At 60.6% G+C, this 25863-nt stretch carries 21 protein-coding genes; 9 read left to right on the top strand and 12 right to left on the bottom strand.

Features of this window, described 5'->3' with window-relative positions:
• Positions 1–23: 23 nt before the first annotated feature.
• Together IB241_RS12180 and IB241_RS12175 are read left to right on the top strand one after the other, a co-directional pair.
• Complete coding sequence (locus IB241_RS12180) at positions 24–608, top strand: PilZ domain-containing protein (RefSeq protein WP_192298636.1); 585 nt, start codon at positions 24–26, stop codon at positions 606–608.
• 44 nt (positions 609–652) lie between these two features.
• On the top strand, positions 653–1375 hold the full coding sequence (locus IB241_RS12175; protein ID WP_192298635.1) for a glycerophosphodiester phosphodiesterase: 723 nt from the start codon (positions 653–655) through the stop codon (positions 1373–1375).
• Between the two features lie 42 nt (positions 1376–1417).
• On the opposite strand, the gene sthA is transcribed toward IB241_RS12175, so the two are convergent.
• Together sthA and IB241_RS12165 are read right to left on the bottom strand one after the other, a co-directional pair.
• On the bottom strand, positions 1418–2812 hold the full coding sequence (gene sthA, locus IB241_RS12170) for a Si-specific NAD(P)(+) transhydrogenase (RefSeq protein WP_017526644.1): 1395 nt from the start codon (positions 2810–2812) through the stop codon (positions 1418–1420).
• Positions 2813–3000: 188 nt separating this feature from the next.
• A complete protein-coding gene (locus tag IB241_RS12165) occupies positions 3001–4011 on the bottom strand; it encodes an FAD:protein FMN transferase (RefSeq protein WP_225595458.1) in 1011 nt (336 codons plus the stop codon).
• A 64-nt stretch (positions 4012–4075) separates the two neighbouring features.
• Between IB241_RS12165 and IB241_RS12160 the strand changes: the two genes are divergently transcribed.
• Positions 4076–4597: a chalcone isomerase family protein gene (locus IB241_RS12160; protein WP_192298634.1), complete on the top strand. Its 522-nt coding sequence runs from the start codon at positions 4076–4078 to the stop codon at positions 4595–4597.
• A 173-nt stretch (positions 4598–4770) separates the two neighbouring features.
• On the opposite strand, the gene IB241_RS12155 is transcribed toward IB241_RS12160, so the two are convergent.
• Positions 4771–6234 carry a glyceraldehyde-3-phosphate dehydrogenase gene (locus IB241_RS12155; RefSeq protein ID WP_192298633.1) on the bottom strand — a complete coding sequence of 488 codons (1464 nt, stop codon included), beginning with the start codon at positions 6232–6234 and terminating at the stop codon, positions 4771–4773.
• Between the two features lie 340 nt (positions 6235–6574).
• On the opposite strand from IB241_RS12155, the gene mfd reads away from it, so the two are divergent.
• Genes mfd through IB241_RS12140 form a run of 3 tightly spaced genes read left to right on the top strand, consistent with a single transcriptional unit; the run spans position 6575 to position 13305 of the window.
• The gene (mfd, locus tag IB241_RS12150) at positions 6575–10024 is read left to right on the top strand and encodes a transcription-repair coupling factor (protein ID WP_192298632.1); all 3450 of its coding nucleotides are present in this window, start codon (positions 6575–6577) and stop codon (positions 10022–10024) included.
• A gap of 11 nt (positions 10025–10035) precedes the next feature.
• Positions 10036–10605 (top strand): CsiV family protein, encoded by a 570-nt coding sequence (locus IB241_RS12145; RefSeq protein ID WP_192298631.1) that lies wholly within the window; start codon positions 10036–10038, stop codon positions 10603–10605.
• 9 nt (positions 10606–10614) lie between these two features.
• Positions 10615–13305 carry a DEAD/DEAH box helicase gene (locus tag IB241_RS12140; protein ID WP_192298630.1) on the top strand — a complete coding sequence of 897 codons (2691 nt, stop codon included), beginning with the start codon at positions 10615–10617 and terminating at the stop codon, positions 13303–13305.
• Between the two features lie 112 nt (positions 13306–13417).
• On the opposite strand, the gene nagZ is transcribed toward IB241_RS12140, so the two are convergent.
• Positions 13418–14428 (bottom strand): beta-N-acetylhexosaminidase, encoded by a 1011-nt coding sequence (gene nagZ / locus IB241_RS12135; RefSeq protein WP_192298629.1) that lies wholly within the window; start codon positions 14426–14428, stop codon positions 13418–13420.
• A 145-nt stretch (positions 14429–14573) separates the two neighbouring features.
• Entirely contained in the window at positions 14574–15281 is a 708-nt protein-coding gene (locus IB241_RS12130; RefSeq protein WP_192298628.1) for a TetR/AcrR family transcriptional regulator, read from the bottom strand.
• A gap of 263 nt (positions 15282–15544) precedes the next feature.
• Here IB241_RS12130 and lexA point away from each other — a divergent pair, with 263 nt between their 5' ends.
• Both lexA and sulA read left to right on the top strand, forming a co-directional pair.
• Positions 15545–16153 (top strand): transcriptional repressor LexA, encoded by a 609-nt coding sequence (gene lexA, locus IB241_RS12125; RefSeq protein ID WP_003172575.1) that lies wholly within the window; start codon positions 15545–15547, stop codon positions 16151–16153.
• A 13-nt stretch (positions 16154–16166) separates the two neighbouring features.
• The gene (gene sulA / locus IB241_RS12120) at positions 16167–16643 is read left to right on the top strand and encodes an SOS-induced cell division inhibitor SulA (RefSeq protein WP_192298627.1); all 477 of its coding nucleotides are present in this window, start codon (positions 16167–16169) and stop codon (positions 16641–16643) included.
• A gap of 203 nt (positions 16644–16846) precedes the next feature.
• Here the strand turns inward: sulA and IB241_RS12115 are convergent, their stop codons facing one another.
• The 7 genes from IB241_RS12115 to IB241_RS12085 all read right to left on the bottom strand — a co-directional run bounded on the left by IB241_RS12115 (position 16847) and on the right by IB241_RS12085 (position 25270).
• Positions 16847–17080 carry a hypothetical protein gene (locus IB241_RS12115; RefSeq protein ID WP_026136850.1) on the bottom strand — a complete coding sequence of 78 codons (234 nt, stop codon included), beginning with the start codon at positions 17078–17080 and terminating at the stop codon, positions 16847–16849.
• 130 nt (positions 17081–17210) lie between these two features.
• Positions 17211–17732 carry a DUF6586 family protein gene (locus IB241_RS12110; protein ID WP_192298626.1) on the bottom strand — a complete coding sequence of 174 codons (522 nt, stop codon included), beginning with the start codon at positions 17730–17732 and terminating at the stop codon, positions 17211–17213.
• Between the two features lie 175 nt (positions 17733–17907).
• Positions 17908–20529, bottom strand: a complete 2622-nt coding sequence (gene topA / locus IB241_RS12105) for a type I DNA topoisomerase (protein ID WP_192298625.1) — start codon at positions 20527–20529, stop codon at positions 17908–17910.
• A gap of 114 nt (positions 20530–20643) precedes the next feature.
• The gene (locus IB241_RS12100) at positions 20644–20880 is read right to left on the bottom strand and encodes a DUF1653 domain-containing protein (RefSeq protein WP_028619417.1); all 237 of its coding nucleotides are present in this window, start codon (positions 20878–20880) and stop codon (positions 20644–20646) included.
• A 97-nt stretch (positions 20881–20977) separates the two neighbouring features.
• Entirely contained in the window at positions 20978–22153 is a 1176-nt protein-coding gene (gene fadA, locus IB241_RS12095) for an acetyl-CoA C-acyltransferase FadA (RefSeq protein ID WP_192298624.1), read from the bottom strand.
• Between the two features lie 29 nt (positions 22154–22182).
• Entirely contained in the window at positions 22183–24330 is a 2148-nt protein-coding gene (gene fadB, locus IB241_RS12090) for a fatty acid oxidation complex subunit alpha FadB (protein WP_192298623.1), read from the bottom strand.
• 502 nt (positions 24331–24832) lie between these two features.
• A complete protein-coding gene (locus tag IB241_RS12085) occupies positions 24833–25270 on the bottom strand; it encodes a hypothetical protein (protein ID WP_192298622.1) in 438 nt (145 codons plus the stop codon).
• A 105-nt stretch (positions 25271–25375) separates the two neighbouring features.
• Between IB241_RS12085 and IB241_RS12080 the strand changes: the two genes are divergently transcribed.
• A complete protein-coding gene (locus IB241_RS12080; protein ID WP_192298621.1) occupies positions 25376–25816 on the top strand; it encodes a universal stress protein in 441 nt (146 codons plus the stop codon).
• Positions 25817–25863 lie beyond the last annotated feature (47 nt).

Here is a 25863-nt window from a genome sequence, read left to right as displayed (position 1 = left end):
ATTAACGCTAGCTGGGGTTCGCCATGTCGACATTAGATGAAGAAGAGCGCCGCGAATACTACCGTATCGACGACATGATCGCACTTCAAATCAAAAACCTGTCCGCCCCTGAAGCAGCGAGCAAGGAAGTGTTGCAGGATGAGTCACCGCTGTTCAATCTGCTCAGCGAACTGCACCTGAGCGAATTCGAAGCCCAACACCTGCTACGCCAGATCAGCGAGAAAGATCGCAGCCTGGCCGCCTTCCTCAAAGTGCAGAACAAGCGCCTGGACCTGCTCAGCCAGGTCATGGCGCAAAGCCTGCGCAGTGCGGTTGGCGAGCCGCAGCCGGTGATCATTTCCGAAGGCGGCATCGACTTCCAGCACCCCACCCCGCTCGTCCCCGGCGCACACCTGGCGGTCAAGCTGGTGCTGATGCCCCAGGCGCTCGGCCTGCTGCTGCGTGCGCGAGTGACCCATTGCGATCCCAAGGGCGCAGGTTTTGACATCGGCACCGAGTTCGAATCCATGACCGACGCCCAACGCCAACTGCTCGCCCGCTATATCCTGCAAAAACAAGCCCAGGAACGCCGACTGGCGCGGGAACAAAGCGACGCCCAAGACACCTGAATCCCTATTCACCCCGCCAGGACAGCTGGCGCAAAGGAGCAATTGTGACCCTGATTTACGGCCACCGCGGTGCCAAAGGCGAAGCACCGGAAAACACCCTGACCAGCTTTCAGGAATGCCTCAAGCACGGCGTGCGCCGTTGTGAACTGGATCTGCACCTGTCCATGGACGGCGAGTTGATGGTCATCCACGACCCTACCCTCAAGCGCACCGCCGACCGGCGCGGCAAAGTCGTCGAATACTCGGCGGCGGACCTGGTGAAGATGGACGCGCGCAAGGGCGGCCCTGGCTGGATCACGCCTTGCCCGATCCCGCGCCTGGAAGAACTGTTCGAAAAATGCGACTTCGATCACTGGCAACTGGAAGTCAAAAGCGCTTCGCGCACCCGCGCGGCCACCACCGTACTGGCAATTCGTGAGATGGCCGTACGTTTCGGCCTGATGGACAAGGTCACCGTGACCTCAAGTTCGCGGGAAGTACTGAAAGCCGCGGTAGAACTCACCCCGGATCTGTCACGCGGCCTGGTGGCCGAATACGCCTGGCTCGACCCGCTGAAGGTCGCGCAGAACTACGGCTGTGAGATTCTGGCGTTGAACTGGACGTTGTGCACCCCCGAGCGTCTGGAAAAAGCCCAGCGCCAGGGCCTGCATGTATCCGTGTGGACGGTCAACGAACCTGCGCTGATGCGCAGGCTCGCCGACTTCGGCGTAGATAGCCTGATTACAGACTTTCCCGGTTTGGCCACTGCCACCCTCGGGAATTACTGAAATCGGTCTCCCCGGCCGGCTCAGGCCACCGGCCGGAGCCGCTCAAAAAAGCCGGTTGAGACCGTCGTAGGCGGCTACCCGATAGGCTTCGGCCATGGTCGGGTAGTTGAACGTCGTGTTCACAAAATACTTGAGGGTATTCTGCTCGCCCGGCTGGTTCATGATCGCCTGGCCGATGTGCACGATCTCCGACGCCTGATAGCCGAAGCAATGCACGCCGAGGACTTCCAGGGTTTCGCGGTGGAACAGGATCTTCAGCATGCCTTGGGGCTCACCGGCGATCTGCGCACGCGCCATGCTCTTGAAGAACGCCTTGCCCACTTCGTAAGGCACCTTGGCCTTGGTCAGTTCGTGCTCGTTCTTGCCGATCGAGCTGATCTCGGGAATCGTGTAGATCCCGGTCGGCACGTCGTTCACATAACGCCAGCTGCCATTGTCGACGATGCTGCCAGCGGCCGAACGGCCCTGGTCATGCGCGGCACTGGCCAGGCTTGGCCAGCCGATCACGTCACCGGCGCCGTAGATGTTCGGCACGCAGGTGCGGTAGTTCTCGTCCACCTCGATCTGGCCACGGCTGTTGACCTTGACCCCGATGTTTTCCATGCCCAGCTTGTCGGTGTTGCCGGTACGGCCGTTGCACCACAGCAAGGCGTCGGCCTTGATCTTCTTGCCGGACTTGAGGTGCAGGATCACGCCGTTGTCCAGGCCTTCGACGCGCTCGTACTCTTCATTGTGGCGCACGGTGATGTTGTTGTTGCTGAAGTGGTAGCTCAACGCCTGGGAAATTTCCGAGTCGAGGAAGCTCAGCAACTGGTCGCGGTTGTCCACCAGCTCCACCAGCACACCCAGGCCGCTGAAGATCGAGGCGTATTCACAGCCGATCACGCCGGCGCCGTAGATGATCAGTTTGCGCGGGGTGTGGCCCAGGCTCAGGATGGTGTCGCTATCGTAGATACGCGGGTGGTGGAAATCGATGTCCGCCGGACGATACGGGCGCGAACCCGTGGCGATGATGATGTGCTTGGCCACCAGCTTTTCGACCACGCCATTGGAGCAGACCACTTCGATGGTTTGCTCGTCGGCGAAACTGCCGGTACCGAAGAACAGGTCGACACGGTTGCGCGCGTAGTAGCCAGTGCGCGAGGCGACCTGCTTGGAGATGACTTTCTCGGCGCTTTTCAGCACGTCCGGGAACGAGAACCAGCGCGGCTCACCAATGGCCCGGAACATCGGGTTGGTGTTGAACTGCATGATCTGGCGTACGGAGTGACGCAACGCCTTGGACGGGATGGTACCCAGGTGGGTGCAGTTACCGCCGACCTGGCGACGGCTATCGACCATCGCCACCTTGCGCCCTGCCTTCGCGGCGTTCATCGCCGCACCTTCTCCAGCCGGGCCGGAACCCAGTACCACCACGTCGTAGTTGTAGACAGCCATGCGTACTCCTCAGAACAGGCCAGGCGTACGGTTGGACGCCGGGCTAAATCATGCCGCGGCCAGCGGTCATGAAGGACAATTTGGCTCAAGTGTGTGAACCGGGGCACAGTCTATATAAGGCTCAACGCCGCGCACATTAACCCTTGGTCGCGTCGTAGGCCAGTCTTGCCTTTACTACAGGCTGCCGATTACGGTTTCAGCGCCGTCAGTTGCTCGAATGCCTTGTTACTGCGCGTGACGAAACCTTCGCCCTCACGCAGCACAAAAAACGCCGCGATCTGCTGTTGTTCGGCGTAGTTCCACGCCTGTTCAGGCCCAAGCACCAACAGCAACGTCGACAACCCATCGGCCATCAGCGCCGACGGATGCAACACCGTCACCGACGCCAGTCGATGCCTGACCGGCGCACCACTGCGCGCATCCAGCGTGTGGGAATAACGCTGTCCATCCTGCTGGAAATAATTGCGATAGTCACCTGAAGTGGACACACCAAAGCCATCCACGGCGATGATTCTTTCGGCGACCCGTTGATCGTCACGCGGCTCTTCCAGGGCGATGCGCCAGGGTGTGCCGTCCGGTTTGCGCCCGGCAGCCTTGAGTTCGCCCGTCGCTTCGGCGAGGTAGCGGTGGATGCCCTGCCCGGCCAACAACTCGGCGATGCGATCCACTGCGTAACCGGCGGCGATGCTGTTGAAGTCGACCTCGACGGCGGCGTCCTTGCACAACTGTGCGCCATTGATGCGCAGGTGCTGGTGGCCAACCCGCTGGCGGACCTGCGCCAGCGTCGCCGCGTCCGGCACCTTCAGCTCACGCGCCTGGGGGCCGAAGCCCCACAGGTTGAGCAACGGCTCGACCGTCAGGTCAAACGCGCCGTCACTGGCCAGGGACAACTGCTCCCCGGTGCGCACCAACTGCAGGATCGGCTCGGGCATGGGCTGGCAACTGTGCGCCGGCAGGGCGTTAAAGCGCTCGATGTCCGAATCGCTGCGGTAGGTCGACATTTGCCGGTCAACCTCATCCAAGAGATTTTCCACTTGGCGTTGAAGCTCTTTCGGCGCCGGAGTATGGGCCGTTCTGACGTACTGGACCGAATACGTACTGCCCATGGTCGGGCCTTCAAAGTGCTCCAGCGTCTCGCCACCGCATCCCGCCAGCAGGGCAAGCATCCCCATCATCACCACTTGTCGCAGATCACCCATAAATCCAGTCGCCATCGCAAATTGAATTAACCTGTAGGCACGCACCCTTTCAGGACTGGCCATTATGCGGCATGCGCTTTTTTGTCTATTGCTGATGTTGGCGCCCACAGCCCAAGCCAATGAGGCAGATCGTCTCAGGCAAGCGGATTTTCCGGTGCAGGCGCATGCGCTGACCCTGAAAAACCAGACCGTGCTCACCTACCTCTGGGCCGATGTGTACGCAGCCGCCCTGTACGCCCCGCCTGACACCAGCGCGAAGCTCGCCTGGCATCAGCAACAGGACCTGCGTCTTGAGCTGTATTACTACCGCGACATTGATCGCAGCGATGTGATCAAGGCGGCCAATAGCACGCTGGAGCGCCAGCAAGCCGACGCGCGCTTGAAGCCCGCAGTGGCCCGGCTGCACGCCCACTTTCGCGACATACGCCGGGGCGATCGGTATGCGCTGGATTATCGAGCAGCGCGCGGCTTGAATCTGGAGATCAATGGCCAGGTGGTGTTCAGCAGTCGCGACCGTGAACTGGCGAAGGCTTACCTGGGAATCTGGCTGGCGCCCAAGGGGTTGTCAGAGGGGCTGCTGGACTGAAACTGATCGGTTGACTGAGCTGACGCCTTCGCGGGCAAGCCCGCTCCCACATTTGGAATGCAACGCCCTGTGGGAGCGGGCTTGCCCGCGATGAGGCGCTCACAACCAGCACAAACCCCTCAGCCACAAAAAAGCCCCGAACCAGTCGGGGCTTTTTCATTCAGCGCTGATGCTTAGCGCGGGAACGCAGGCGGGTTGACCCCGGCCATGTCTTCCATCACGCGAACCACCTGGCAGCTGTAGCCGAACTCGTTGTCGTACCACACGTACAGGACAACACGGTTGTCCTGGGTGATGGTCGCTTCAGCGTCCACCACACCGGCGTGGCGCGAGCCAACGAAGTCGGTGGAGACCACTTCCTGGGAATTGACGAAGTCGATTTGCTTATGCAGATCGGAGTGCAGCGCCATGAAGCGCAGGTACTCGTTCATCTCTTCGCGGGTAGCGGCTTTCTCAAGGTTCAGGTTGAGAATGGCCATCGACACGTTAGGCGTCGGAACGCGGATCGCGTTACCGGTCAGCTTGCCGGCCAGTTCAGGCAGGGCCTTGGCGGCGGCAGTGGCAGCACCGGTCTCGGTGATGACCATGTTCAACGCGGCGCTGCGGCCACGGCGATCGCCCTTGTGGAAGTTGTCGATCAGGTTCTGGTCGTTGGTGTACGAGTGAACTGTCTCAACGTGACCGTTGACGATGCCGAACTTGTCATTCACCGCCTTGAGCACCGGCACAATGGCGTTGGTGGTGCAGGAAGCGGCGGACACGATCTTGTCGTCAGCGGTGATTTCACCGTGGTTGATGCCGTGAACGATGTTCTTCAGCTTGCCCTTGCCCGGAGCGGTCAGGACAACGCGGTCGATACCCGGGCAGGCCAGGTGCTGGCCCAGGCCTTCGGCGTCACGCCACACACCGGTGTTGTCCACCAGCAGCGCGTCTTTGATGCCGTACTGGGTGTAGTCCACCTCAGTCGGGTTCTTCGCGTAGATCACCTGGATCAGGTTACCGTTGGCGGTGATGGTGTTGTTTTCTTCGTCGATGGTGATGGTGCCGTTGAACGGACCGTGCACCGAATCACGACGCAAGAGGCTTGCGCGCTTGGTCAGGTCGTTGTCGGCGCCTTTACGCACCACGATGGCACGCAGGCGCAGGCCGTCGCCGCCACCGGTTTTTTCGATCAGGATGCGCGCCAGCAGGCGGCCGATACGACCGAAGCCGTACAGCACAACGTCGGTGCCTTTGCGGGCAGCGGCGTTTTGCTGACCCACCACATCGGCCAATTCTTCACGCACGAACTGCTCGGCGGTACGCCCGGCGCCTTCCTTGCGGAATTTGTAGGCCAGCTTGCCCAGGTCTACCGAAGCCGCGCCGAGCTTGAGCTCGCTCATGGCTTTAAGCAGCGGGAATGTTTCGTGGACGGAGAGTTCGCTGTCGTCGGCGGAGCGATGGCGCGCAAAGCGGTGAGCTTTGAGAATCGCGATGACAGACTGGTTGATCAGGCTGCGGCCATAGATCGAGCTCACCACATTGTTATTGCGGTACAGCTGGCCGATAAGCGGAATCATCGCTTCTGCGAGTGCTTCACGGTCGATCCATTCACCAAGACACTGGTCGGGCTTCTGAGTCACGGGAACCTTCCACATGTAGGGGCAGAAAAAAGGGGCTACATTATGCCGCCCGACCGCCCTCGGAGCAATGCGCGCAACCCAACAAAAAGTGCTTGCGAAAAACAGGCACCGCGCTGGAGCCCAGTAAACACGCGGGTTTCAGAAGGCCATCAGTTGAGCGCGGCACGCGACTTGTCCGTAACCCTCCGAAAACCTGAGCAGTTTTGGCACTACATATTGAGTCAAAACCCGCCATTGTTTGTCTTAGCCACTACATTTCCTACAAACCGTAATAGGCGCAGTCAGCAACTGACAGACGGCGCCTTGCCCCGTTACAATTACCGACTTTGTCGCAACGCTTGGAGCTCAACCTTCCGTGCCCGTCCTGCGTCTACCGCTTCTCCCTGCTGCGGCAGGCAAACAGCACTGGGGCAACCTGCCCGGTGCCGCCCTGAGCCTGGCCATCGCCGAGGCTGCCAGCGCAGCCAAGCGCTTTACCCTGCTGCTCACCGCCGACAGCCAAAGCGCCGAACGGCTGGAGCAGGAGCTGAGCTTCTTCGCCCCCGATTTGCCGGTGCTGCATTTTCCCGACTGGGAAACCCTGCCCTACGACCTGTTCTCGCCGCACCAGGACATCATCTCCCAGCGCATCGCCAGCCTGTACCGCCTGCCGGAACTGGCCCACGGCGTGCTGGTGGTGCCGATCACCACCGCCCTGCACCGCCTGGCGCCGACCAAGTTCCTGTTGGGCAGCAGCCTGGTGCTGGATGTCGGCCAGAAGCTCGATGTAGAGCAGATGCGCACGCGCCTGGAAGCCAGCGGCTACCGCTGCGTGGACACGGTGTACGAGCACGGTGAGTTCGCCGTACGTGGCGCGCTGATCGACCTGTTTCCGATGGGCAGCAAGTTGCCGTATCGCATCGACCTGTTCGATGACGAAATCGAGACCCTGCGCACCTTCGATCCGGAAAACCAGCGCTCCATCGATAAAGTCGATTCGATCAAGTTGCTGCCCGCGCGGGAATTCCCGTTGCAAAAGGATGCGGTCACCCGCTTCAAGGCGCGCTTCCGTGAACGCTTCGACGTCGACTTCCGCCGCTGCCCGATCTTCCAGGACTTGAGCAGCGGGATTACACCCGCTGGTATCGAGTACTACCTGCCGTTGTTCTTCGACGAAACCTCCACCCTGTTCGATTACCTGCCCCAGGACACCCAGGTGTTCTCCCTGCCAGGCATCGAGCAAGCGGCGGAAAACTTCTGGAACGACGTGCGCAACCGCTACGAAGAACGCCGCGTCGATCCGTCCCGGCCTTTATTGCCGCCCGCCGAGTTGTTCCTGCCGGTGGAAGACTGCTTCGCCCGCCTGAAAAACTGGCCGCGCGTGGTCGCCAGCCAACAGGACGTGGACGCTGGCAGTGGCCGCGAGCGCTTTCCCGCGCAGGCGCTGCCCAACCTGGCGATTGAAGCCAAGGCCAACCAGCCACTGGAAGCGCTGTCCAACTTCCTCGGCGATTTCCCTGGCCGCGTGCTGTTTACCGCCGAATCCGCCGGCCGCCGTGAAGTGCTGCTGGAACTGCTCGAACGCCTGAAACTGCGACCGAAAACCGTCGACAGCTGGCCGGATTTCGTCAAAGGCAAAGACCGCCTGGCGATTACCATCGCGCCGCTGGATGAAGGCCTGCTGCTGGACGACCCGGCCCTGGCACTGATCGCCGAGAGCCCGCTGTTCGGCCAACGCGTGATGCAGCGCCGCCGTCGTGAAAAACGCGCCGACGCCAACAACGACGCGGTAATCAAGAACCTTACCGAACTGCGCGAAGGCGCGCCGGTGGTGCATATCGACCACGGTGTCGGGCGTTATCTCGGCCTGCAAACCCTGGAGATCGACAACCAGGCCGCAGAATTCCTCACCATGGAATACGCCGAGGGCGCCAAGCTCTACGTGCCGGTGGCCAACCTGCACCTGATCGCGCGCTACACCGGCAGCGACGACGCGCTGGCACCGTTGCACCGCCTGGGCTCCGAGACCTGGCAGAAAGCCAAGCGCAAGGCCGCCGAACAGGTGCGCGACGTGGCCGCCGAGTTGCTCGACATTTATGCCCGCCGCGCCGCCCGCGAAGGCTATGCGTTCGCCGACCCGAAAGCCGACTACGCCACCTTCAGCGCCGGCTTCCCCTTCGAAGAAACCCCAGACCAGCAAACCACCATCGAAGCGGTGCGTGCCGACATGCTCGCACCCAAGCCGATGGACCGCCTGGTCTGCGGCGACGTAGGCTTCGGCAAGACCGAAGTGGCCATGCGCGCCGCCTTCATTGCGGTACACGGCGGCCGCCAGGTGGCGATCCTGGTGCCCACCACCCTGCTCGCCCAACAGCACTACAACAGCTTTCGCGACCGCTTCGCCGACTGGCCGGTGACCGTGGAAGTGATGAGCCGCTTCAAGTCGGCCAAGGAAGTGAATGCCGCCGTCGCCGATTTGGCCGAAGGCAAGATCGACATCGTGATCGGCACCCACAAGCTGCTGTCGGACGACGTGAAAATCAAGAACCTGGGCCTGGTGATCATCGACGAAGAGCACCGCTTTGGTGTGCGCCAGAAAGAACAGCTCAAGGCCCTGCGCAGCGAAGTCGACATCCTCACCCTCACCGCCACGCCGATTCCGCGCACGCTGAACATGGCGGTGTCGGGCATGCGCGATCTGTCGATCATCGCCACGCCGCCGGCGCGCCGCCTGTCGGTGCGCACCTTTGTGATGGAGCAGAACAAAAGCACGGTCAAGGAAGCGCTGCTGCGTGAACTGCTGCGCGGCGGGCAGGTGTATTACCTGCACAACGACGTGAAGACCATCGAGAAATGCGCCGCCGACCTCGCCGAGCTGGTGCCGGAGGCGCGTATCGCCATCGGCCATGGGCAGATGCGCGAACGTGAACTCGAACAGGTGATGAGCGACTTCTACCACAAGCGCTTCAACGTGCTGATCGCCTCGACCATCATCGAGACCGGCATCGACGTACCGAGCGCCAACACCATCATCATCGAGCGGGCCGACAAGTTCGGCCTGGCGCAACTGCACCAACTGCGTGGCCGGGTCGGGCGCAGCCACCACCAGGCGTACGCCTACTTACTGACGCCGCCGCGCCAACAGATCACCTCCGACGCGGAAAAGCGCCTGGAGGCCATCGCCAACACCCAGGACCTGGGCGCTGGTTTTGTACTGGCCACCAACGACCTAGAAATCCGTGGCGCCGGCGAACTGCTGGGCGACGGCCAGAGCGGGCAGATCCAGGCGGTGGGTTTCACGCTGTATATGGAGATGCTCGAACGCGCGGTGAAAGCCATCCGCAAGGGCGAACAACCCAACCTCGATCAGCCGCTGGGCGGCGGTCCGGAGATCAACCTGCGCTTGCCGGCGTTGATTCCCGAGGACTACCTGCCCGACGTGCATGCGCGACTGATCCTATACAAGCGCATCGCTTCGGCCACCGACGAAGAAGGCCTCAAGGACCTGCAAGTGGAGATGATCGACCGCTTCGGCCTGCTGCCGGAACCGACCAAGAACCTCGTGCGCCTGACCCTGCTCAAATTGCAGGCCGAGCAACTGGGGATCAAGAAGGTCGACGCCGGGCCGCAAGGCGGGCGTATCGAGTTTGAAGCGCAGACGCCGGTGGACCCACTGGTGCTGATCAAACTGATCCAGGGCCAGCCCAACCGCTACAAGTTCGAAGGGGCTACGCTGTTCAAGTTCATGGTGCCAATGGAGCGCGCCGAAGAACGCTTTAATACCCTGGAGGCGCTGTTTGAGCGCCTCATCCCGAAATCTGTTTGAAGGACGCCGTCATGCGCCTGTTCCGCACCCTGAGCCTGTTGTTGCTGGTCGTGGCCCCGTCGGCGTTCGCCGACAGCCCGTACCAGGTGGAAATGATCCTGGTGCGCCAGAATGCGGAGCCGCCGCTCAACAGCCGCGCCGCGCCGGAAAACTGGGATGCCGGGGCGATGCATCTGAACGCCGATAAAATGAGCCCGCCACGCCTGAGCAATATTGTCGACAAGCTGCGCGCCGACAACAGCTACACCGTGCTGGTGCACAAGGCCTGGGAGCAAAACCTCGGCGAACAACCGGTAAAGGTCGCGATCACCGACGGCCAGGAACAGTTCGGCCAGTTCCCCATCGAAGGTGTACTGAACCTGCAATTGGGCCGTTTCACCGACATCGACGCCGACTTCTGGCTCAACAGGTTCGACAGCAACGGCAGCGTGATCGCCAGCGAACATCTGAGCCAGACCGACGTGCGCACCAAGAACAACCAGCTCAACTACCTGGACGGCGGCCACCTGGCCTTGCTGATCAAGATCACTTCGCTGACCGCCAAGCCACCCAGCGCACCACCGCCTGACATTCAGGACTGATCCAGCGCCATGCCCCTGACGTCGCAATTGACCAAACCCCTGGCCCCGTCATGGGCCAATCGCTTTAAAGAGCAGAGCCTGGAGCGCGGGCGGCGTTATGCCCTGGAGAATCGCGTGCGCATCGTCGAGTCCGGCGACAGCACCATCATCGCCAGTTGCTTGGGTTCGGGCGGCAACGTCTACCGGCAGACCATCTCGTTGCGCGAATCGGCCAAGGGCACGCTGATCCTCGTCGACAGCCGCTGTACCTGCCCGGTGCACACCAACTGCAAACACATCGCAGCAGTGCTGCTCAAGGTCCAGGAAACCCTGGACTACCCCGCCGCCGCCCAGGATGCCGAGCTGCTGGAAAAACTCCAGGCCGTGCTGGATAACCGCGTGGTATTGCCGCAAGTGCTCATGGAGGATGTGCTGCCGGTACCGCGCCTGTGGCTGGCCAGCGTCGAGTTCAGCGCCTTTGAACCGCGCAATGGCAAGATGCAGCGCTATATCCAGCACCGCGCGGCACTGTCGTTCAACTACCTGGGCAACTATGTCAGCGGGCAGAAGAACGCCGACATCATCGTCCGTCAGGACACCCAGAGCCTGCGGATCAAGCGGCATCCGGAGCTGGAGCAAGCGTATCGCGAGCAACTGCGCCTGTTGGGTTTCAAGATCGCCACCCGCCAGAGCAAAGCCTTGCCGGAAAGTGCCGGCGAGCTGTTCGAGATGGTCAATGACAGTGCCTGGCTGAACTTCACCCTCAATGCGTCGCCCACCTTGCGCGCCGAGGGCTGGGAGTTGCAGATCGACGAGGATTTCGGCTTTGACCTGAGCGCCGTCGACGATTGGTACGCCACCGTCGATGAAGGGCCGGAGCGCGACTGGTTCGACCTGGAACTGGGAATTATCGTCAACGGCGAACGCCTGAGCTTGCTGCCGATCCTGTTGAACCTGATGCGCTCCCACACCGAGATCCTCAACCCGGAGAAACTTGCGCGACGCCGCGACGATGAGCTGATCCTGGTGAACATCCCCGGCCTGCCCAACGGCCACGGCCCGCTGCAAGTGGCGCTGCCGTACGGCCGCTTGAAACCGGTGCTGGCAACCCTGGGGGAGTTTTACCTACAGGAACCCGGCACCACAACATTGCGCCTGGCAAAGGCGGATGCAATCCGCTTGAACCCGCTGGAAGACCTGCCGCTGCAATGGGAGGGCGGCGAGAAGATCCGCAACTTCGCCCAGCGCCTGCGGGACATCAAGGATTTCAGCTGTGTGGCGCCAGACGGGCTGAACGCGACCTTGCGCCCGTATCAACTGGAAGGCTTGAGCTGGATGCAGTCGCTGCGTCAGCTCGATGTCGGCGGCATTCTTGCGGACGACATGGGCCTGGGCAAAACCCTGCAAACCCTGGCGCATATTCTCACCGAGAAAGCTGCCGGGCGCCTGGATCGGCCCTGCATGGTGGTGATGCCCACCAGCCTGATTCCCAACTGGCTCGATGAGGCTGCGCACTTCACCCCGCAACTCAAAGTTCTGGCACTTTACGGTGCCGGGCGTAAGAAACATTTCGCCAGCTTGCAGGACTATGACCTGCTGCTGACCACCTATGCCCTGCTCCCCAAAGACATCGAAGTGCTTGCCGCCCAGCCCTTGCACGTGCTGATCCTCGATGAAGCCCAATACATCAAGAACCCCAACAGCAAGGCCGCCCAGGCGGCCCGTGAGCTGAACGCACGGCAGCGCCTGTGCCTGAGCGGTACGCCACTGGAAAACCACCTGGGCGAGTTGTGGTCGCTGTTCCACTTCCTGCTGCCGGGCTGGCTGGGTGATGTGAAAAGCTTCAACCGTGATTACCGCGTGCCGATCGAAAAGCGCGCCAGCGAGGTGCGATTGCAGCACCTTAACGGTCGGATCAAACCCTTCTTGCTGCGCCGCACCAAAGAACAAGTGGCGACGGAGTTGCCGCCCAAGACCGAGATCATCCACTGGGTCGATCTCAACGAAGCCCAGCGCGACGTGTACGAAACCATGCGCCTGGCCATGGACAAGAAAGTGCGCGATGAAATCACCCGCAAGGGCGTGGCGCGCAGCCAGATCATCATTCTTGAAGCGCTGCTGAAGTTGCGCCAGGTCTGCTGCGACCTGCGCCTGGTCAACGACGCCGCCCTGCCCGCCCGCGGCAGCAGCTCAGGCAAGCTCGACAGCCTGCTGGAAATGCTCGAAGAACTGTTTGCCGAAGGGCGACGGATCCTGTTGTTTTCGCAGTTCACCTCGATGCTCAGCCTGATCGAAGTCGAGTTGAAGAAACGCGACATCGCCTACGCCCTGCTGACCGGCCAGACCCGGGATCGACGCACGCCGGTGAAGGACTTCCAAAGCGGCAAGCTGCAGATTTTCCTGATCAGCCTGAAGGCCGGTGGCGTGGGGTTGAACCTCACCGAAGCCGACACGGTGATCCATTACGACCCGTGGTGGAACCCGGCCACGGAAAACCAGGCCACCGACCGTGCGTATCGCATTGGCCAGGAGAAGCCGGTGTTCGTTTACAAAATGATTGCACGGGGCACGGTGGAGGAGAAAATCCAACATCTGCAAAAGGAAAAGTCCGACCTGGCGGCCGGCGTGCTGGATGGCCGCACGACGGGGGATTGGCAGTTGGGGAACGAGGATATTGAGGCGTTGTTTGCGCCGTTGCCCAATAAGCAAGAGAAGCGCTGAGCTGTAGATCGCTATCGCGGGCAAGCCCGCTCCCACAGCTTGAGCGCCTTCCAAAATAGGCACTCGGTCGAATGTGGGAGCTGGCTTGCCTGCGATGGCCACACCACGGTATTCAGTCGATCAACTGAGCCTCACGCAACGCAGTCAGCGCCGCCAACCAGCGCGGGGCTTGCTTGTAATCTGTCGAAGCAATCGCCTGCCCGCGCATCCGCGCGATGCGGGCCGACGGCGTCACTTTCATCCGCTGGGCAGCAGTCAGTGCCAACTCCGCCGCCGCGCGATCGTTACACACCAGCCCCATGTCGCAACCCGCCGTCAGCGCCGCCTCGATCCGACTGGCCGCATCGCCGACCACATGGGCACCGGCCATGGACAGGTCATCGCTGAAAATCACCCCATCAAATTGCAACTCGCCGCGCAGGATGTCTTGCAACCAGCGCCGCGAAAACCCTGCGGGCTGGGCATCGACTTGCGGGTAGATCACGTGGGCCGGCATGACTGCCGCCAACTGCTGACTCAGGCGTGCGAAAGGCACCAAGTCATTGGCGCGAATCTGTTCCAGGCTGCGCTCGTCATTGGGAATGGCAACGTGGGAATCGGCCTCAGCCCAACCGTGCCCTGGGAAATGCTTACCGGTGGCGGCCATACCGGCGCTATTCATGCCACGGATAAAAGCCCCGGCAAGCACGGCGGCGCGCTCGGGGTCGCCTTCAAAAGAACGGGTGCCGACCACGGCGCTGCGCTGGTAATCCAGGTCCAGCACCGGAGCGAAGCTGAGGTCGAGGCCCACGGCCAGCACTTCAGTGGCCATGATCCAGCCGCACTGCTCGGCCAGGTATTCGGCGTTGGGGTTGTCCGCCAGCGCACGCATGGCCGGCAGGCGTACGAAGCCCTGGCGCAGACGCTGCACGCGACCGCCTTCCTGGTCGACCGCCAGCAGCAGGTCCGGGCGCACCGCACGAATCGCCGCGCTCAATTCGCGTACCTGGCGCGGATGCTCGATGTTGCGCGCAAAAATGATCAGGCCGCCCACTTCAGGCTGGCGCAACAGGTGGCGATCCTCGGCCGTCAGCCAGGTGCCGGCAACGTCGACCATCAAAGAACCTTGCAGGGCAGCAGTCATAAACCTTCCTTAAATAACGCACACAACCCGTTGTCCTCACCCGATGCGATTGGCATGGTGAACACAACGGGTTGCGAGTAGATAGCTGAATTCGGCATGGGCGGCTAGCTTAGCGGATGCAAGCGGCCGCGCACACCCGGAACGGTCAAACCTTGGCGACAGCCGGGGTGGATTTGCTGCGCGGGCGCAATTGCGCGGCAGCCATGGCCTGGTCGGTCACGCCGGTTTCGGCACGCATGCCGGCGGCGAGGAATGGCACCATCAGGCGCATGACCTGCTCGATGGAGGTATTTACGCCAAAATCGGTCTCGGCAATCGCCCGCAGCGCCTTGATCCCGGACATGCTGAATGCTGCCGCGCCGAGCATGAAGTGCACACGCCAGAACAGTTCGATCGGCGGGATGCGCGGGGCGGCTTCGTTGACCAGCAACATATAACGACGGAATACCTTGCCGTACATATCTTCCAGATACCGCCGCAGGTGGCCCTGGCTCTGGCTGAAAGCAAGGCCGAGCAAGCGCATGAAGATCGACAGGTCGTTGCCGCTGCGCGGCTGCACCACCAGCGCTTGCTCGACGAGGATTTCCAGCAGGTCTTCCAGGCTTGGCTTGTTGTCAGGCTTGGTCTGGCGGCGTTCCAGCTCACGGTCGAGGCTGGCGCAGAATGGCCCCAGGAAGCGCGAGAACACGGCCTGGATCAGGGCTTTTTTCGAGCCGAAATGGTAGTTCACTGCAGCGAGGTTGACCCCGGCCTTACTGGTGATCAGCCGCAATGAAGTTTCAGCAAATCCTTTTTCCGCGAACAACTGCTCGGCAGCATCGAGAATGCGTTCAACGGTTTCCGACTGGGCCATGACTACTCCGCCTGACAAACACTTGTTTGAAACATACGTTTCAGGGTGTGTCTTGTCAACCCTGAGGGTCCGTTTTCCGGCCGGTCAGTCATCTATTTAGTCGCTATTTAATCACATCCTTCCTGGTCTGTAGGCAGCGCTATCTCTGGCTTGTAGGAGGAGTGACGAATGACCGTCCAGCGGAGCGACAGAAAAGGATGATTGCCAAGCGCAGTTCACTGTATATAATCCCAGTCACTGTATAAAAAGACAGAGCGATCAACATGCTAAAACTGACGCCACGCCAAGCTGAGATTCTGGCTTTTATCAAGCGCTGCCTCGATGACAACGGCTACCCGCCGACACGAGCGGAAATTGCGCTGGAACTGGGGTTCAAATCCCCCAACGCCGCCGAGGAACACCTCAAGGCCCTCGCCCGCAAAGGCGCGATCGAGATGACCCCGGGGGCTTCACGCGGCATTCGCATCCCTGGCTTCGAAGCCAAGGCCGACGAATCGACACTGCCGATCATCGGCCGCGTCGCCGCCGGTGCGCCGATCCTGGCACAGCAGCATGTCGAAGAATCCTGCAACATCAACCCGACCTTCTTCCATCCTCGCGCCGACTACCTGTTGCGGGTCCATGGCATGAGCATGAAGGACGTGGGCATTTTCGATGGCGACCTGCTGGCCGTCCACACCACCCGCGAAGCCCGTAATGGCCAGATCGTCGTCGCCCGTATCGGCGATGAAGTCACCGTAAAACGCTTCAAGCGCGAAGGCAGCAAGGTCTGGCTCCTGGCCGAGAACCCTGAGTTCGCACCGATTGAAGTGAACCTGAAAGATCAGGACCTGGTGATCGAAGGCTTGAGCGTCGGCGTCATTCGCCGCTAAAGGAGGCATCATCATGCAGCTCGTGCACACCCCACAACACACACAACTGTCGCTGTTCGAGGCCTTCATGGCCCAACCCCTTGCGCCTATCCTCAAGGAAACGGTCGAGGCGCCCTGGAGCGCCGAGCCCGAGGCGTTCAGTGAATTGTCGTTGCGCGGTGCGGCCGGGAGCTGCCTGAGCCTGCTGGCGCCTATCCTGCGCGAACTCAGCGAAGAACAGGACGACGCCCGCTGGTTGACGTTGATCGCCCCGCCCGCCAGCCTGACCCAGGCCTGGCTGCGGGACGCCGGCCTCAACCGCGAGCGCATCCTGCTGCTGCAACCACGTGGCGCGCAAAGTGCCCAGCAGTTGACGTGCGAAGCGTTACGCCTGGGCCGTAGCCATACGGTGGTGAGCTGGTTGAATCCACTGAATGCCAGCGCCAAGCAACAGTTGGTCAGCGCAGCGCGCGTGGGCGATGCTCAGAGCTTGAATATTCGCTTGGGATAAAGTCACAGGCTGAGCTGTGGTGGGGGCGCTCACTGTGGCCAGAGAGCTTGTTGTGGCGAGCGAGCTTGCTCGCGCTGGGCTGCGAAGCAGCCCCAAAACCAGGCACCGTGGAATGCCTGATAGACCGCATCAATCTATTTAGGGCCGCTTCGTAGCCCAGCGCGGGGCAAGCCCGCTCTCTACACTGCAGCCACCTTCGGTTCTTAATGAAGAACCCGCGGCCCATCATCCTTCTCCGGCTCGCCTTCCGCCAGACGCCCTGCCATCTGCACACCAACGCTCAACATGGCTTTTGCCACTTCCACGTGCTGGCCTTGCAGGAACGCTTTTGCGTCCTCGGAAAAGTCCAAAGTCACCAGAGAACCCTCGTCCTCAGCCCGGCGCAGCTCGATTCGGCCGTCAGGCAGTTCAACAATTTCCAGAAAGGACGTTGGCATAAAAGTCAGTTCTCCACGAAAGGCCGGGATTATATCAGTCATCCACCCGGCCCCGCTGAGGATCTGAAGAGGTTTCTTTACAGCATGATGAACGGCGCGCTCTGCTGCATCGCTAAAACAGTGGGGTACATCAGCACTCGTTCAAGCCTTCGCGAAACCGCAGTGCCATTTTTTTCAGGTCCTGACGCCAGCTTTCCAGCTCCTGCCGGCTCAACGGCTTGGGCTCGTCTTCTTCCAACGCAACTGCCACGATCAGCGGCTGGGTCACATCGCCCTTGGGCACATGGGGGACGCGCGGAGGCTGGAACATATCGGCATGGGCCTTGAGCAGGCGCGCCACCCAACTGTCGGGGCTCTGGGCCATTTCCACCAGTTCGGCCAGCTCAGGGATGGCCATGGTTTCCAGCACCTCGCGGTTCATGATCATTTCTGCGCGGGGCGAACCGGCCTGGGGCAAGCGGTAGAACCCGGCGATCTCATGGCACAGCCCCAGCAAAGCACCGTACAGGTGGAACAACGCCGCTTCACGCCCCGCCTGGACCAACGCGATGGCATTCATCTCCTTCCCGTCCTCGGCACGGCCAAGGGCCTCCAGCGACAAACCCGCAAAGTAAATTTTCTGATTGGTACGGGTATAGAGTTCGTTGGCCATAACGGCAGTCTCCACAACGAAATGAGGCTTGATGCTGGTTTTGTAATGTAACGAGGGAGCTTGCTCCCGCTGGGACGCGCAGCGCACCCAAAGCTTGGGCCTGCTGCGCAGTCCGGCGGGAGCAAGCTCCCTCGCCACAGCAAGCCCGTTCCTACAACTCCGACAGGTTAGTCGATCAAGCGCCCTGGCGCTTGTCCTCGACCTTCCACTTGCCGCCGTCGTAGAACGCTTTCCAGCCGGTAGGCTTGCCGTCCACTTCGGTCTGCACGTACTGCTCCTTGGTCTTGCGACTGTAGCGGATCACGGCTGGGCGACCATCCGGGTCCTTCTTAGGCGCTTCACACAGGAAGTGGTACTTAGGATCGATCTCATCCTTGTGCGGCACGATCTCCAGCACCAGCGGTGCACGGGTCTCGCGGTTTTTCGGGAACTGGCTGGCAGCCAGGAACAAGCCCGAAGCACCATCACGCAGGATGTAAGTGTCGTTGACCTTCTCGCACTTGAGCTCGGGCATCTTCACCGGGTCCATCTTCGGTGGCGCCGCATCGCCGCTCTTCAGCAGTTTGCGGGTGTTCTTGCACGTCGGATTGGTGCAACCGAAGAACTTGCCAAAACGGCCGGTCTTGAGCTGCATCTCGCTGCCACACTTGTCGCACTCCAGGCTCGGACCTTCATAGCCTTTGATGCGGTAAGTGCCCTCTTCAATCTCGTAGCCGTTGCAATCGGGGTTGTTACCACAGATGTGCAGCTTGTGCTTCTCGTCCAGCAGGTAGGCATCCATTGCCGTGCTGCAGATCGGGCAACGGTGCTTGCCACGCAGCACCAGCGACTCGGATTCACCCTCGTCGTCAGCCGCAATTTCATCGCCCGGCACCAGATTGACCGTGGCCTTGCAGCGCTCTTTCGGCGGCAGGCTGTAGCCCGAGCAACCGAGGAAAACACCAGTGGACGCGGTCCGGATCTGCATCGGACGGCCGCAGGTCAGGCACGGGATGTCCGTCATCACCGGCTGGTTGGCGCGCATGCCGTGCTCCGGGCTTTCGGCCACTTCGAGCTTCTTCTTGAAGTCGCCGTAGAACTCGTCCAGCACGTTTTTCCAGTCGCGTTCGCCCTGGGCCACGTCATCGAGGTTCTCTTCCATGCCGGCGGTGAAGCCGTAGTCCATCAGGTTGGAGAAGCTCTCGGACAAGCGCTCGGTAACGATGTCGCCCATCTTTTCCGAGTAGAAACGACGGTTGTGCAGCGCAACGTAGCCACGGTCCTGGATGGTCGAGATGATCGCCGCATAAGTCGAAGGACGACCGATACCGCGTTTTTCCATCTCTTTCACCAGGCTGGCTTCCGAGTAACGGGCCGGCGGCTTGGTGAAGTGCTGGGACGGATCGAGCTTGATCAGTTTCAGCGTGTCGCCCTGGGCCATGTCCGGCAGTACGTCGTCATCGCCTGGCTTGGCGATTTGCGGCATCACACGGGTGTAGCCGTCGAACTTGAGGATACGGCCCTTGGCACGCAGCTCGAAGTCGGAAGCCGCCACAGTCACCGTGGTGGACAGGTATTGCGCCGGCAGCATCTGGCAGGCCAGGAATTGGCGCCAGATCAGCTCGTAGAGGCGCTCAGCGTCGCGCTCCATGCCGGTCAGCTTGGCCGGCGTGGTGTTGGCGTCGGAAGGACGAATCGCTTCGTGAGCCTCCTGTGCGCCTTCCTTGCTGCTGTAGACGTTCGGGTTCTCCGGCAGGTACTTCTTGCCGAACTCGCCTTCGATATAAGTACGCGCCATCGCCACCGCGTCTTGCGACAGGTTGGTGGAGTCAGTACGCATGTAAGTGATGTAGCCGGCTTCGTACAAGCGCTGGGCCATCATCATGGTCTTCTTCACACCAAAGCCCAGGCGGTTGCTCGCGGCCTGTTGCAAGGTGGAAGTGATGAACGGCGCCGACGGCTTGCTGCTGGTCGGTTTGTCTTCACGCTTGACGATGCTGTAGCTGGAAGCCTTGAGCTTCTCCAGCGCGGCCATGGCCTGGGCTTCGTTCAGCGGCTTGAAGGCCTCGCCTTTCTCGCGGGCCACTTCAAAGCGCACGTTGGCGCCCTTGGCGGTGCCGAGGTCGGCGTGGACTTCCCAATACTCTTCAGGAATGAACGCACGGATCTCGCGCTCACGCTCCACCACCAGTTTTACCGCAACCGATTGCACACGGCCGGCGGACAGGCCGCGAGCGATCTTGGCCCACAGCAGCGGCGAGACCATGTAGCCCACGACGCGGTCGAGGAAGCGACGGGCCTGCTGGGCGTTGACGCGGTCGATGTCCAGCTCGCCTGGCTTGGAGAAGGCTTCCTGGATGGCTTTCTTGGTGATTTCGTTGAACACCACACGCTTGTAGCGGCTGTCATCACCGCCAATGGCTTCCCGCAGGTGCCAGGCAATGGCTTCCCCTTCGCGGTCCAAGTCCGTTGCGAGATAGATGGTGTCGGCATCCTTGGCGAGCCGGCGCAGCTCTTCGATGACCTTTTCCTTGCCCGGAAGGATTTCGTACTTGGCCTTCCAGCCATGATCCGGGTCCACACCCATGCGCGAGACCAGCTGCTTGCGCGCCTTCTCTTTAGGGGTGAGCACCGGACCTTCGCCCGCAGCCGCCTTGCCGCGCTTGGCGGCAGGCTCCTTGCTGGCGCTAGCCGAACCGCTGGTGGGCAGGTCTCGGATATGGCCGATACTCGACTTCACCACGTACTCGTTACCCAAGTACTTGTTGATGGTCTTGGCCTTAGCCGGGGATTCCACAATGACCAGCGATTTGCCCATGGATCGGAAAATTCCTGAATTCGAGAAGTGAGAGGCAGTTGGCGCCTGTCGCGGCAACGCTATATATAGTGGCAACAAGGTGAGGTCAAGCGCAGCATTCTGCGCGACCTGCCGTTATTGCCCTGAAAAAAGACTGGGTTCGGCCTGGACCAAAGCAAAGCGCGGGACCTGCTCGCCGTCAACTTCGACGGTCTCCACGAACATGCTCAATGGGCGTACCCAAAAGCCGTAATCCCCATACAGTGCTTGGTAGAACACCACTTCTTCTTCGGTCTCGGAATGCCGCGCCACACTGAAAACACGGTACTGCGGACCTTTATAATGCTGGTAGAGCCCTGGTTCGACTTTCATGCTCTGCCCCTCTTACAAAATTTGTTGAAAAAAAAATACGAAACTGCCCAAAAACAAAAACCGGGGCACTGGGCCCCGGCTTCCGTCAACCCAACGCTTAGACGCGTTCGAAGACGGTGGAAATGCCTTGGCCGAGACCAATGCACATGGTTGCAACCCCGAGGTTGCCGCCATTTTGCTTCATCACGTTCAGCAAAGTGCCGGAGATACGCGCACCGGAGCAACCGAATGGGTGGCCCAGGGCAATCGCGCCGCCGTGCAGGTTAACCTTCTCATTCATCTTGTCGAGTACTTTCAAATCTTTCAGCACTGGCAAGGCCTGTGCGGCGAAAGCTTCGTTGAGCTCGAAGAAGTCGATGTCGTTGATGGTCAGGCCCGCGCGCTTCAAGGCTTTTTGTGTGGCCGGTACTGGACCATAGCCCATGATTGCCGGGTCCACACCCGCCACTGCCATCGAACGGATCACCGCCAGCGGCTGGATACCCAGGTCCTGGGCACGCTGCGCCGACATCACGATCATGCACGAAGCACCGTCGGTGATTTGCGACGAAGTGCCCGCTGTCACGGTACCGCCCTTTGGATTGAACGCCGGCTTCAAGGCCGCCAGGCTTTCCAGGGTGGTGTCCGGACGAATGGTTTCGTCGTAGTCGAACAGTTTCAGGAAACCGTTCTCGTCGTAGCCGTTCATCGGGATGATTTCGTCCTTGAACTTGCCTTCCACCGTCGCCTTGTGGGCGAGCTGATGGGAACGCAGGCCGAACGCATCCTGGGCTTCGCGGGTAATGCCGTGCATCTTGCCGAGCATTTCTGCGGTCAGGCCCATCATGCCCGAGGCTTTCGCCGCGTACAGCGACATGTGCGGGTTCGGATCGACGCCGTGCATCATGCTGACGTGGCCCATGTGCTCCACGCCGCCGACCACGAATACATCACCGTTGCCGGTCATGATCGCTTGCGCAGCGGTGTGCAGCGCGCTCATCGACGAGCCACACAGGCGGCTGACGGTCTGGCCGGCCGCAGTGTGCGGGATCTGGGTCATCAGCGACGCCATGCGCGCGATGTTCCAACCCTGCTCCAGGGTCTGGTTGACGCAGCCCCAGATCACGTCCTCGACTTCGCTCGGATCAACCTTGACGTTGCGTTCCAGCAATTTGCTGATCAGGTGTGCCGACATGTCTTCGGCACGGGTGTTGCGGTGCATGCCGCCCTTGGAGCGGCCCATTGGCGTGCGACCGAAGTCGACAATCACCACGTCTCTTGGATTCAAGCTCATAAATAGTCTCGCTCTAGTCGTTTGGGCGCTTAACCGAAGAAGCTCTGGCCGTTCTTGGCCATTTCACGCAGCTTCGCGGTCGGGTGGTACAGCTGGCCCAAATCAGCGTATTGATCAGCCAGGGCAACGAACTCGGCCACACCGATCGAATCGATGTAACGCAGTGCACCACCACGGAATGGAGGGAAACCAATCCCGTACACCAGGCCCATATCGGCTTCGGCGGCGGTTTCAACGATGCCGTCTTCCAGGCAACGTACGGTTTCCAGGCACAGGGCGATCATCATCCAGTTGATGATGTCTTCGTCCGACACCTCACGCTGCTCGTAGATGACAGGCGCGAGTACTTCGTGCACCGAAGGGTCGGCCACTTTCTTCTGCTTGCCCTTCTTGTCGGTCTCGTAGGCGTAGAAGCCCTTGCCATTTTTCTGGCCCAGGCGCTTGGCCTCGTAGAGCGCGTCGACAGCCGAGCGGCGGTCGTCTTTCATGCGGTCCGGGAAGCCTTCAGCCATTACGTCGCGACCGTGGTGGCCGGTGTCGATGCCGACCACGTCCATCAGGTACGCCGGGCCCATTGGCCAGCCGAATTTTTCCATGACCTTGTCGATGCGTACGAAGTCCACGCCGGCGCTGACCAGCTTGGCGAAACCGCCGAAGTACGGGAACAGCACACGGTTGACCAGGAAGCCCGGGCAGTCGTTGACCACGATCGGGTTCTTGCCCATTTTCTTGGCGTAGGCAACGGTGGTGGCGATGGCCAGCTCGCTGGACTTCTCGCCACGGATCACTTCTACCAGCGGCATCATGTGCACCGGGTTGAAGAAGTGCATGCCGACGAAGTTTTCCGGACGCTTGAGGGCCTTGGCCAGCAGCGAGATGGAAATGGTCGAGGTGTTGGACGCCAGGATGGTGTCGTCTTTGACCTGAGCTTCCACTTCGGCCAATACGGCTTGCTTGACCTTCGGGTTTTCGACAACCGCTTCGACCACCAGGTCGACATGGCCGAAATCACCGTAGGACAGCGTAGGACGAATGCCGTTAAGCACTTCAGCCATCTTCGCTGCGGTCATGCGACCTTTATCCACACGACCGACCAGCAGCTTGGCGGCTTCCGCCAGGCCCTGCTCGATGCCGTGTTCGTTGATGTCTTTCATCAGGATCGGCGTGCCTTTGGACGCCGACTGATAGGCGATACCGCCGCCCATGATACCGGCGCCGAGTACGGCAGCCTGCTTCACGTCCTTGGCGATTTCGTCGTAGGCCTTGGCCTTTTTCTTCAGTTCCTGATCGTTCAGGAACAGGCCGATCAGGCTCTGGGCCGCCGAGGTTTTCGCCAGTTTGACGAAACCTGCTGCTTCCACTTCCAGGGCTTTGTCGCGACCGAAGTTCGCCGCTTTCTGGATGGTCTTGATCGCTTCAACCGGCGCCGGGTAGTTCGGGCCGGCCTGGCCAGCCACGAAACCTTTGGCGGTTTCGAACGACATCATTTGTTCGATGGCGTTGAGCTTGAGTTTTTCCAGCTTCGGCTGACGCTTGGCCTTGTAGTCAAATTCGCCGCTGATGGCGCCCTTGATCAGGTTCAGTGCGGCTTCTGCCAGCTTGTCCGGGGCAACCACGGCATCGACGGCGCCGACTTTCAGCGCGTCTTCAGCACGGTTTTCCTTGCCGGCGGCAATCCACTCGATGGCGTTGTCCGCACCGATCAGGCGCGGCAGGCGGACGGTGCCGCCAAACCCTGGGTAGATGCCCAGTTTGACTTCAGGCAGACCGATCTTGGCCGTGGCCGACATGACGCGGAAGTCCGCCGCCAGGCACATTTCCAGGCCGCCGCCCAACGCGATGCCGTTGATCGCGGCAACGGTCGGCACGTTGAGGTCTTCGAAATCGCTGAAAATCTTGTTGGCTTCGAGGTTGCCAGCCACCAGCTCGGCATCGGGCAGCTTGAAGTTGTCGACGAATTCGGTGATGTCAGCGCCGACGATAAACACGTCCTTGCCGCTGGAAACGATCACGCCCTTGACCGAAGCATCTGCTTTGATGGTGTCTACGGCCTGACGCAATTCATTCAGGGTTAGACGGTTGAACTTGTTGACGGACTCACCCTTGAGGTCGAACTTCAGTTCGACGATGCCACTTTCAAGAGCCGTAACCGTGATGGCTTTACCTTCGTAAATCATCAACTGATCTCCACGATATGGAAGCTGAACAGTACACATTGGACGCTGGCCTATTGGTTGGACATTGATGATTTGGTCAACGTTCAGGCCAATCCGCCAGGCACACCCGCCAATGCGATAGTCGGGATTATGTATGAGCGGTCTGACAGACAAACGCTCAATTCATACGCCCGTTTGATTTGGGTACGCCACCTTCATCCAATTCCGGGCAATTGTCAATCGCTCGAAAGGCTAGGAAAAACGCGACTTTCCAGTCATTTCAGAACCCCGCGCCCACACCAACGCCTCGTCAATATTCGAATATTCACGAAATCAATAATAGAAAAGAGCCGGGAAAAGGCTGTACAGATTCGGATATACGGCTAGGCTAGCCGCAACCGCAAAGCGCACGGATGAACATCCGGCGCAAGACAACTCAGAATTACCGGCCTGCCTGGCCAACTCCAGCCCGATGATGATGTCGGGCTTTTTATTGCCTGCCATTTTTGCTGCACGGGTTGGCTCAGGCCAAGGCTTTGAGCAGCGTATCAATGTCCTTCAACACACTCGCATCACCCTTCTCGCCCCAATACAAGGCGATCATTTGTTTATCCGCCTCGATTTTGTAGACGTTGTCCGGCAGCCTCGAAAAATACCCCAGCAACGTCTCATCGACGCACACTTCACGCCACTGGTTGACCCACACCCCCGGCTCCAGTTGCCAATAACTCCAGAGCGCCGGTGTGCTGCCGCGCCGTGGCCGACAGTACTGCGCGCACGGGCTCGGCGGCTCCTGCTTGAGCCAGTGCGGCCACTCCTGAGGCGCCAATTGCATGGCCAGGCCGATGCGGCGCGCCTCCATGCGCAGGGCCATGCGCCCGCTCTGATGGCGCGAAGGGCGCAGCCAGGCCAGAGGGCTCAGAACCACCACAAGGATTGACACCACTATCCAGACCGTCATATGTGTACTCCCGAATTTCTAGATGAGCGGATTTGATCTGACGCAACCCCATCCGCTTGAAAGCAGCCATACTGAATCTATTGCAGTCCCCTGGAGGAACGCCCCATGTCCTACGAACGTATTCTGGTCGCTGTCGACCTGACTGAAGAGTGCGATCCAGTCATCAAACGTGCGCGCGCGTTAGCCGTCGCCAGCGGCGCCAAATTATCGCTGGTGCATATCGTCGAGCCCATGGCCATGGCCTTTGGCGGCGATGTGCCGATGGACCTGTCCCAGCTGCAGCAACAACAGTTTGATCAGGCCAAGGAGCGCCTTGACCGCCTGATCCTCAAATATCCTGAGGTGACCAAAGAAAATTCCCACCTCACCTACGGCCAGCCACGCCAGGAAATCCACCACCTGGCCAAGGAACAGAATTGCGACCTGATCGTGGTCGGCAGCCATGGGCGACACGGCCTGGCGCTGCTGCTGGGCTCCACCGCCAACGACGTGCTGCACGGTGCGCCGTGCGACGTACTGGCCGTCAAGCTGGTCAAAGCCCCTTGAGCGATATGAAGATCCAATGTGGGAGCGGGTTTGCCCGCGAAAGCGCT

Source organism: Pseudomonas sp. PDM05 (assembly GCF_014851685.1).
Classification (GTDB): domain Bacteria; phylum Pseudomonadota; class Gammaproteobacteria; order Pseudomonadales; family Pseudomonadaceae; genus Aquipseudomonas.
This window is presented reverse-complemented; position numbering and strand designations above follow the sequence as displayed.

What these genes read in the sequence shown, in the direction of transcription:
- nagZ (WP_192298629.1), bottom strand. Translation starts at nt 14,428, where the DNA reads ATGACTGCTGCCCTGCAAGGTTCTTTGATGGTCGACGTTGCCGGCACC.
- IB241_RS12100 (WP_028619417.1), bottom strand. Translation starts at nt 20,880, where the DNA reads ATGAAAGTCGAACCAGGGCTCTACCAGCATTATAAAGGTCCGCAGTAC.
- lexA (WP_003172575.1), top strand. Translation starts at nt 15,545, where the DNA reads ATGCTAAAACTGACGCCACGCCAAGCTGAGATTCTGGCTTTTATCAAG.
- IB241_RS12160 (WP_192298634.1), top strand. Translation starts at nt 4,076, where the DNA reads ATGCGGCATGCGCTTTTTTGTCTATTGCTGATGTTGGCGCCCACAGCC.
- IB241_RS12180 (WP_192298636.1), top strand. Translation starts at nt 24, where the DNA reads ATGTCGACATTAGATGAAGAAGAGCGCCGCGAATACTACCGTATCGAC.
- fadB (WP_192298623.1), bottom strand. Translation starts at nt 24,330, where the DNA reads ATGATTTACGAAGGTAAAGCCATCACGGTTACGGCTCTTGAAAGTGGC.
- IB241_RS12145 (WP_192298631.1), top strand. Translation starts at nt 10,036, where the DNA reads ATGCGCCTGTTCCGCACCCTGAGCCTGTTGTTGCTGGTCGTGGCCCCG.
- IB241_RS12140 (WP_192298630.1), top strand. Translation starts at nt 10,615, where the DNA reads ATGCCCCTGACGTCGCAATTGACCAAACCCCTGGCCCCGTCATGGGCC.
- sthA (WP_017526644.1), bottom strand. Translation starts at nt 2,812, where the DNA reads ATGGCTGTCTACAACTACGACGTGGTGGTACTGGGTTCCGGCCCGGCT.
- topA (WP_192298625.1), bottom strand. Translation starts at nt 20,529, where the DNA reads ATGGGCAAATCGCTGGTCATTGTGGAATCCCCGGCTAAGGCCAAGACC.
- IB241_RS12165 (WP_225595458.1), bottom strand. Translation starts at nt 4,011, where the DNA reads ATGGGTGATCTGCGACAAGTGGTGATGATGGGGATGCTTGCCCTGCTG.
- sulA (WP_192298627.1), top strand. Translation starts at nt 16,167, where the DNA reads ATGCAGCTCGTGCACACCCCACAACACACACAACTGTCGCTGTTCGAG.
- IB241_RS12080 (WP_192298621.1), top strand. Translation starts at nt 25,376, where the DNA reads ATGTCCTACGAACGTATTCTGGTCGCTGTCGACCTGACTGAAGAGTGC.
- IB241_RS12110 (WP_192298626.1), bottom strand. Translation starts at nt 17,732, where the DNA reads ATGGCCAACGAACTCTATACCCGTACCAATCAGAAAATTTACTTTGCG.
- IB241_RS12115 (WP_026136850.1), bottom strand. Translation starts at nt 17,080, where the DNA reads ATGCCAACGTCCTTTCTGGAAATTGTTGAACTGCCTGACGGCCGAATC.
- IB241_RS12155 (WP_192298633.1), bottom strand. Translation starts at nt 6,234, where the DNA reads ATGTGGAAGGTTCCCGTGACTCAGAAGCCCGACCAGTGTCTTGGTGAA.
- fadA (WP_192298624.1), bottom strand. Translation starts at nt 22,153, where the DNA reads ATGAGCTTGAATCCAAGAGACGTGGTGATTGTCGACTTCGGTCGCACG.
- IB241_RS12130 (WP_192298628.1), bottom strand. Translation starts at nt 15,281, where the DNA reads ATGGCCCAGTCGGAAACCGTTGAACGCATTCTCGATGCTGCCGAGCAG.
- IB241_RS12085 (WP_192298622.1), bottom strand. Translation starts at nt 25,270, where the DNA reads ATGACGGTCTGGATAGTGGTGTCAATCCTTGTGGTGGTTCTGAGCCCT.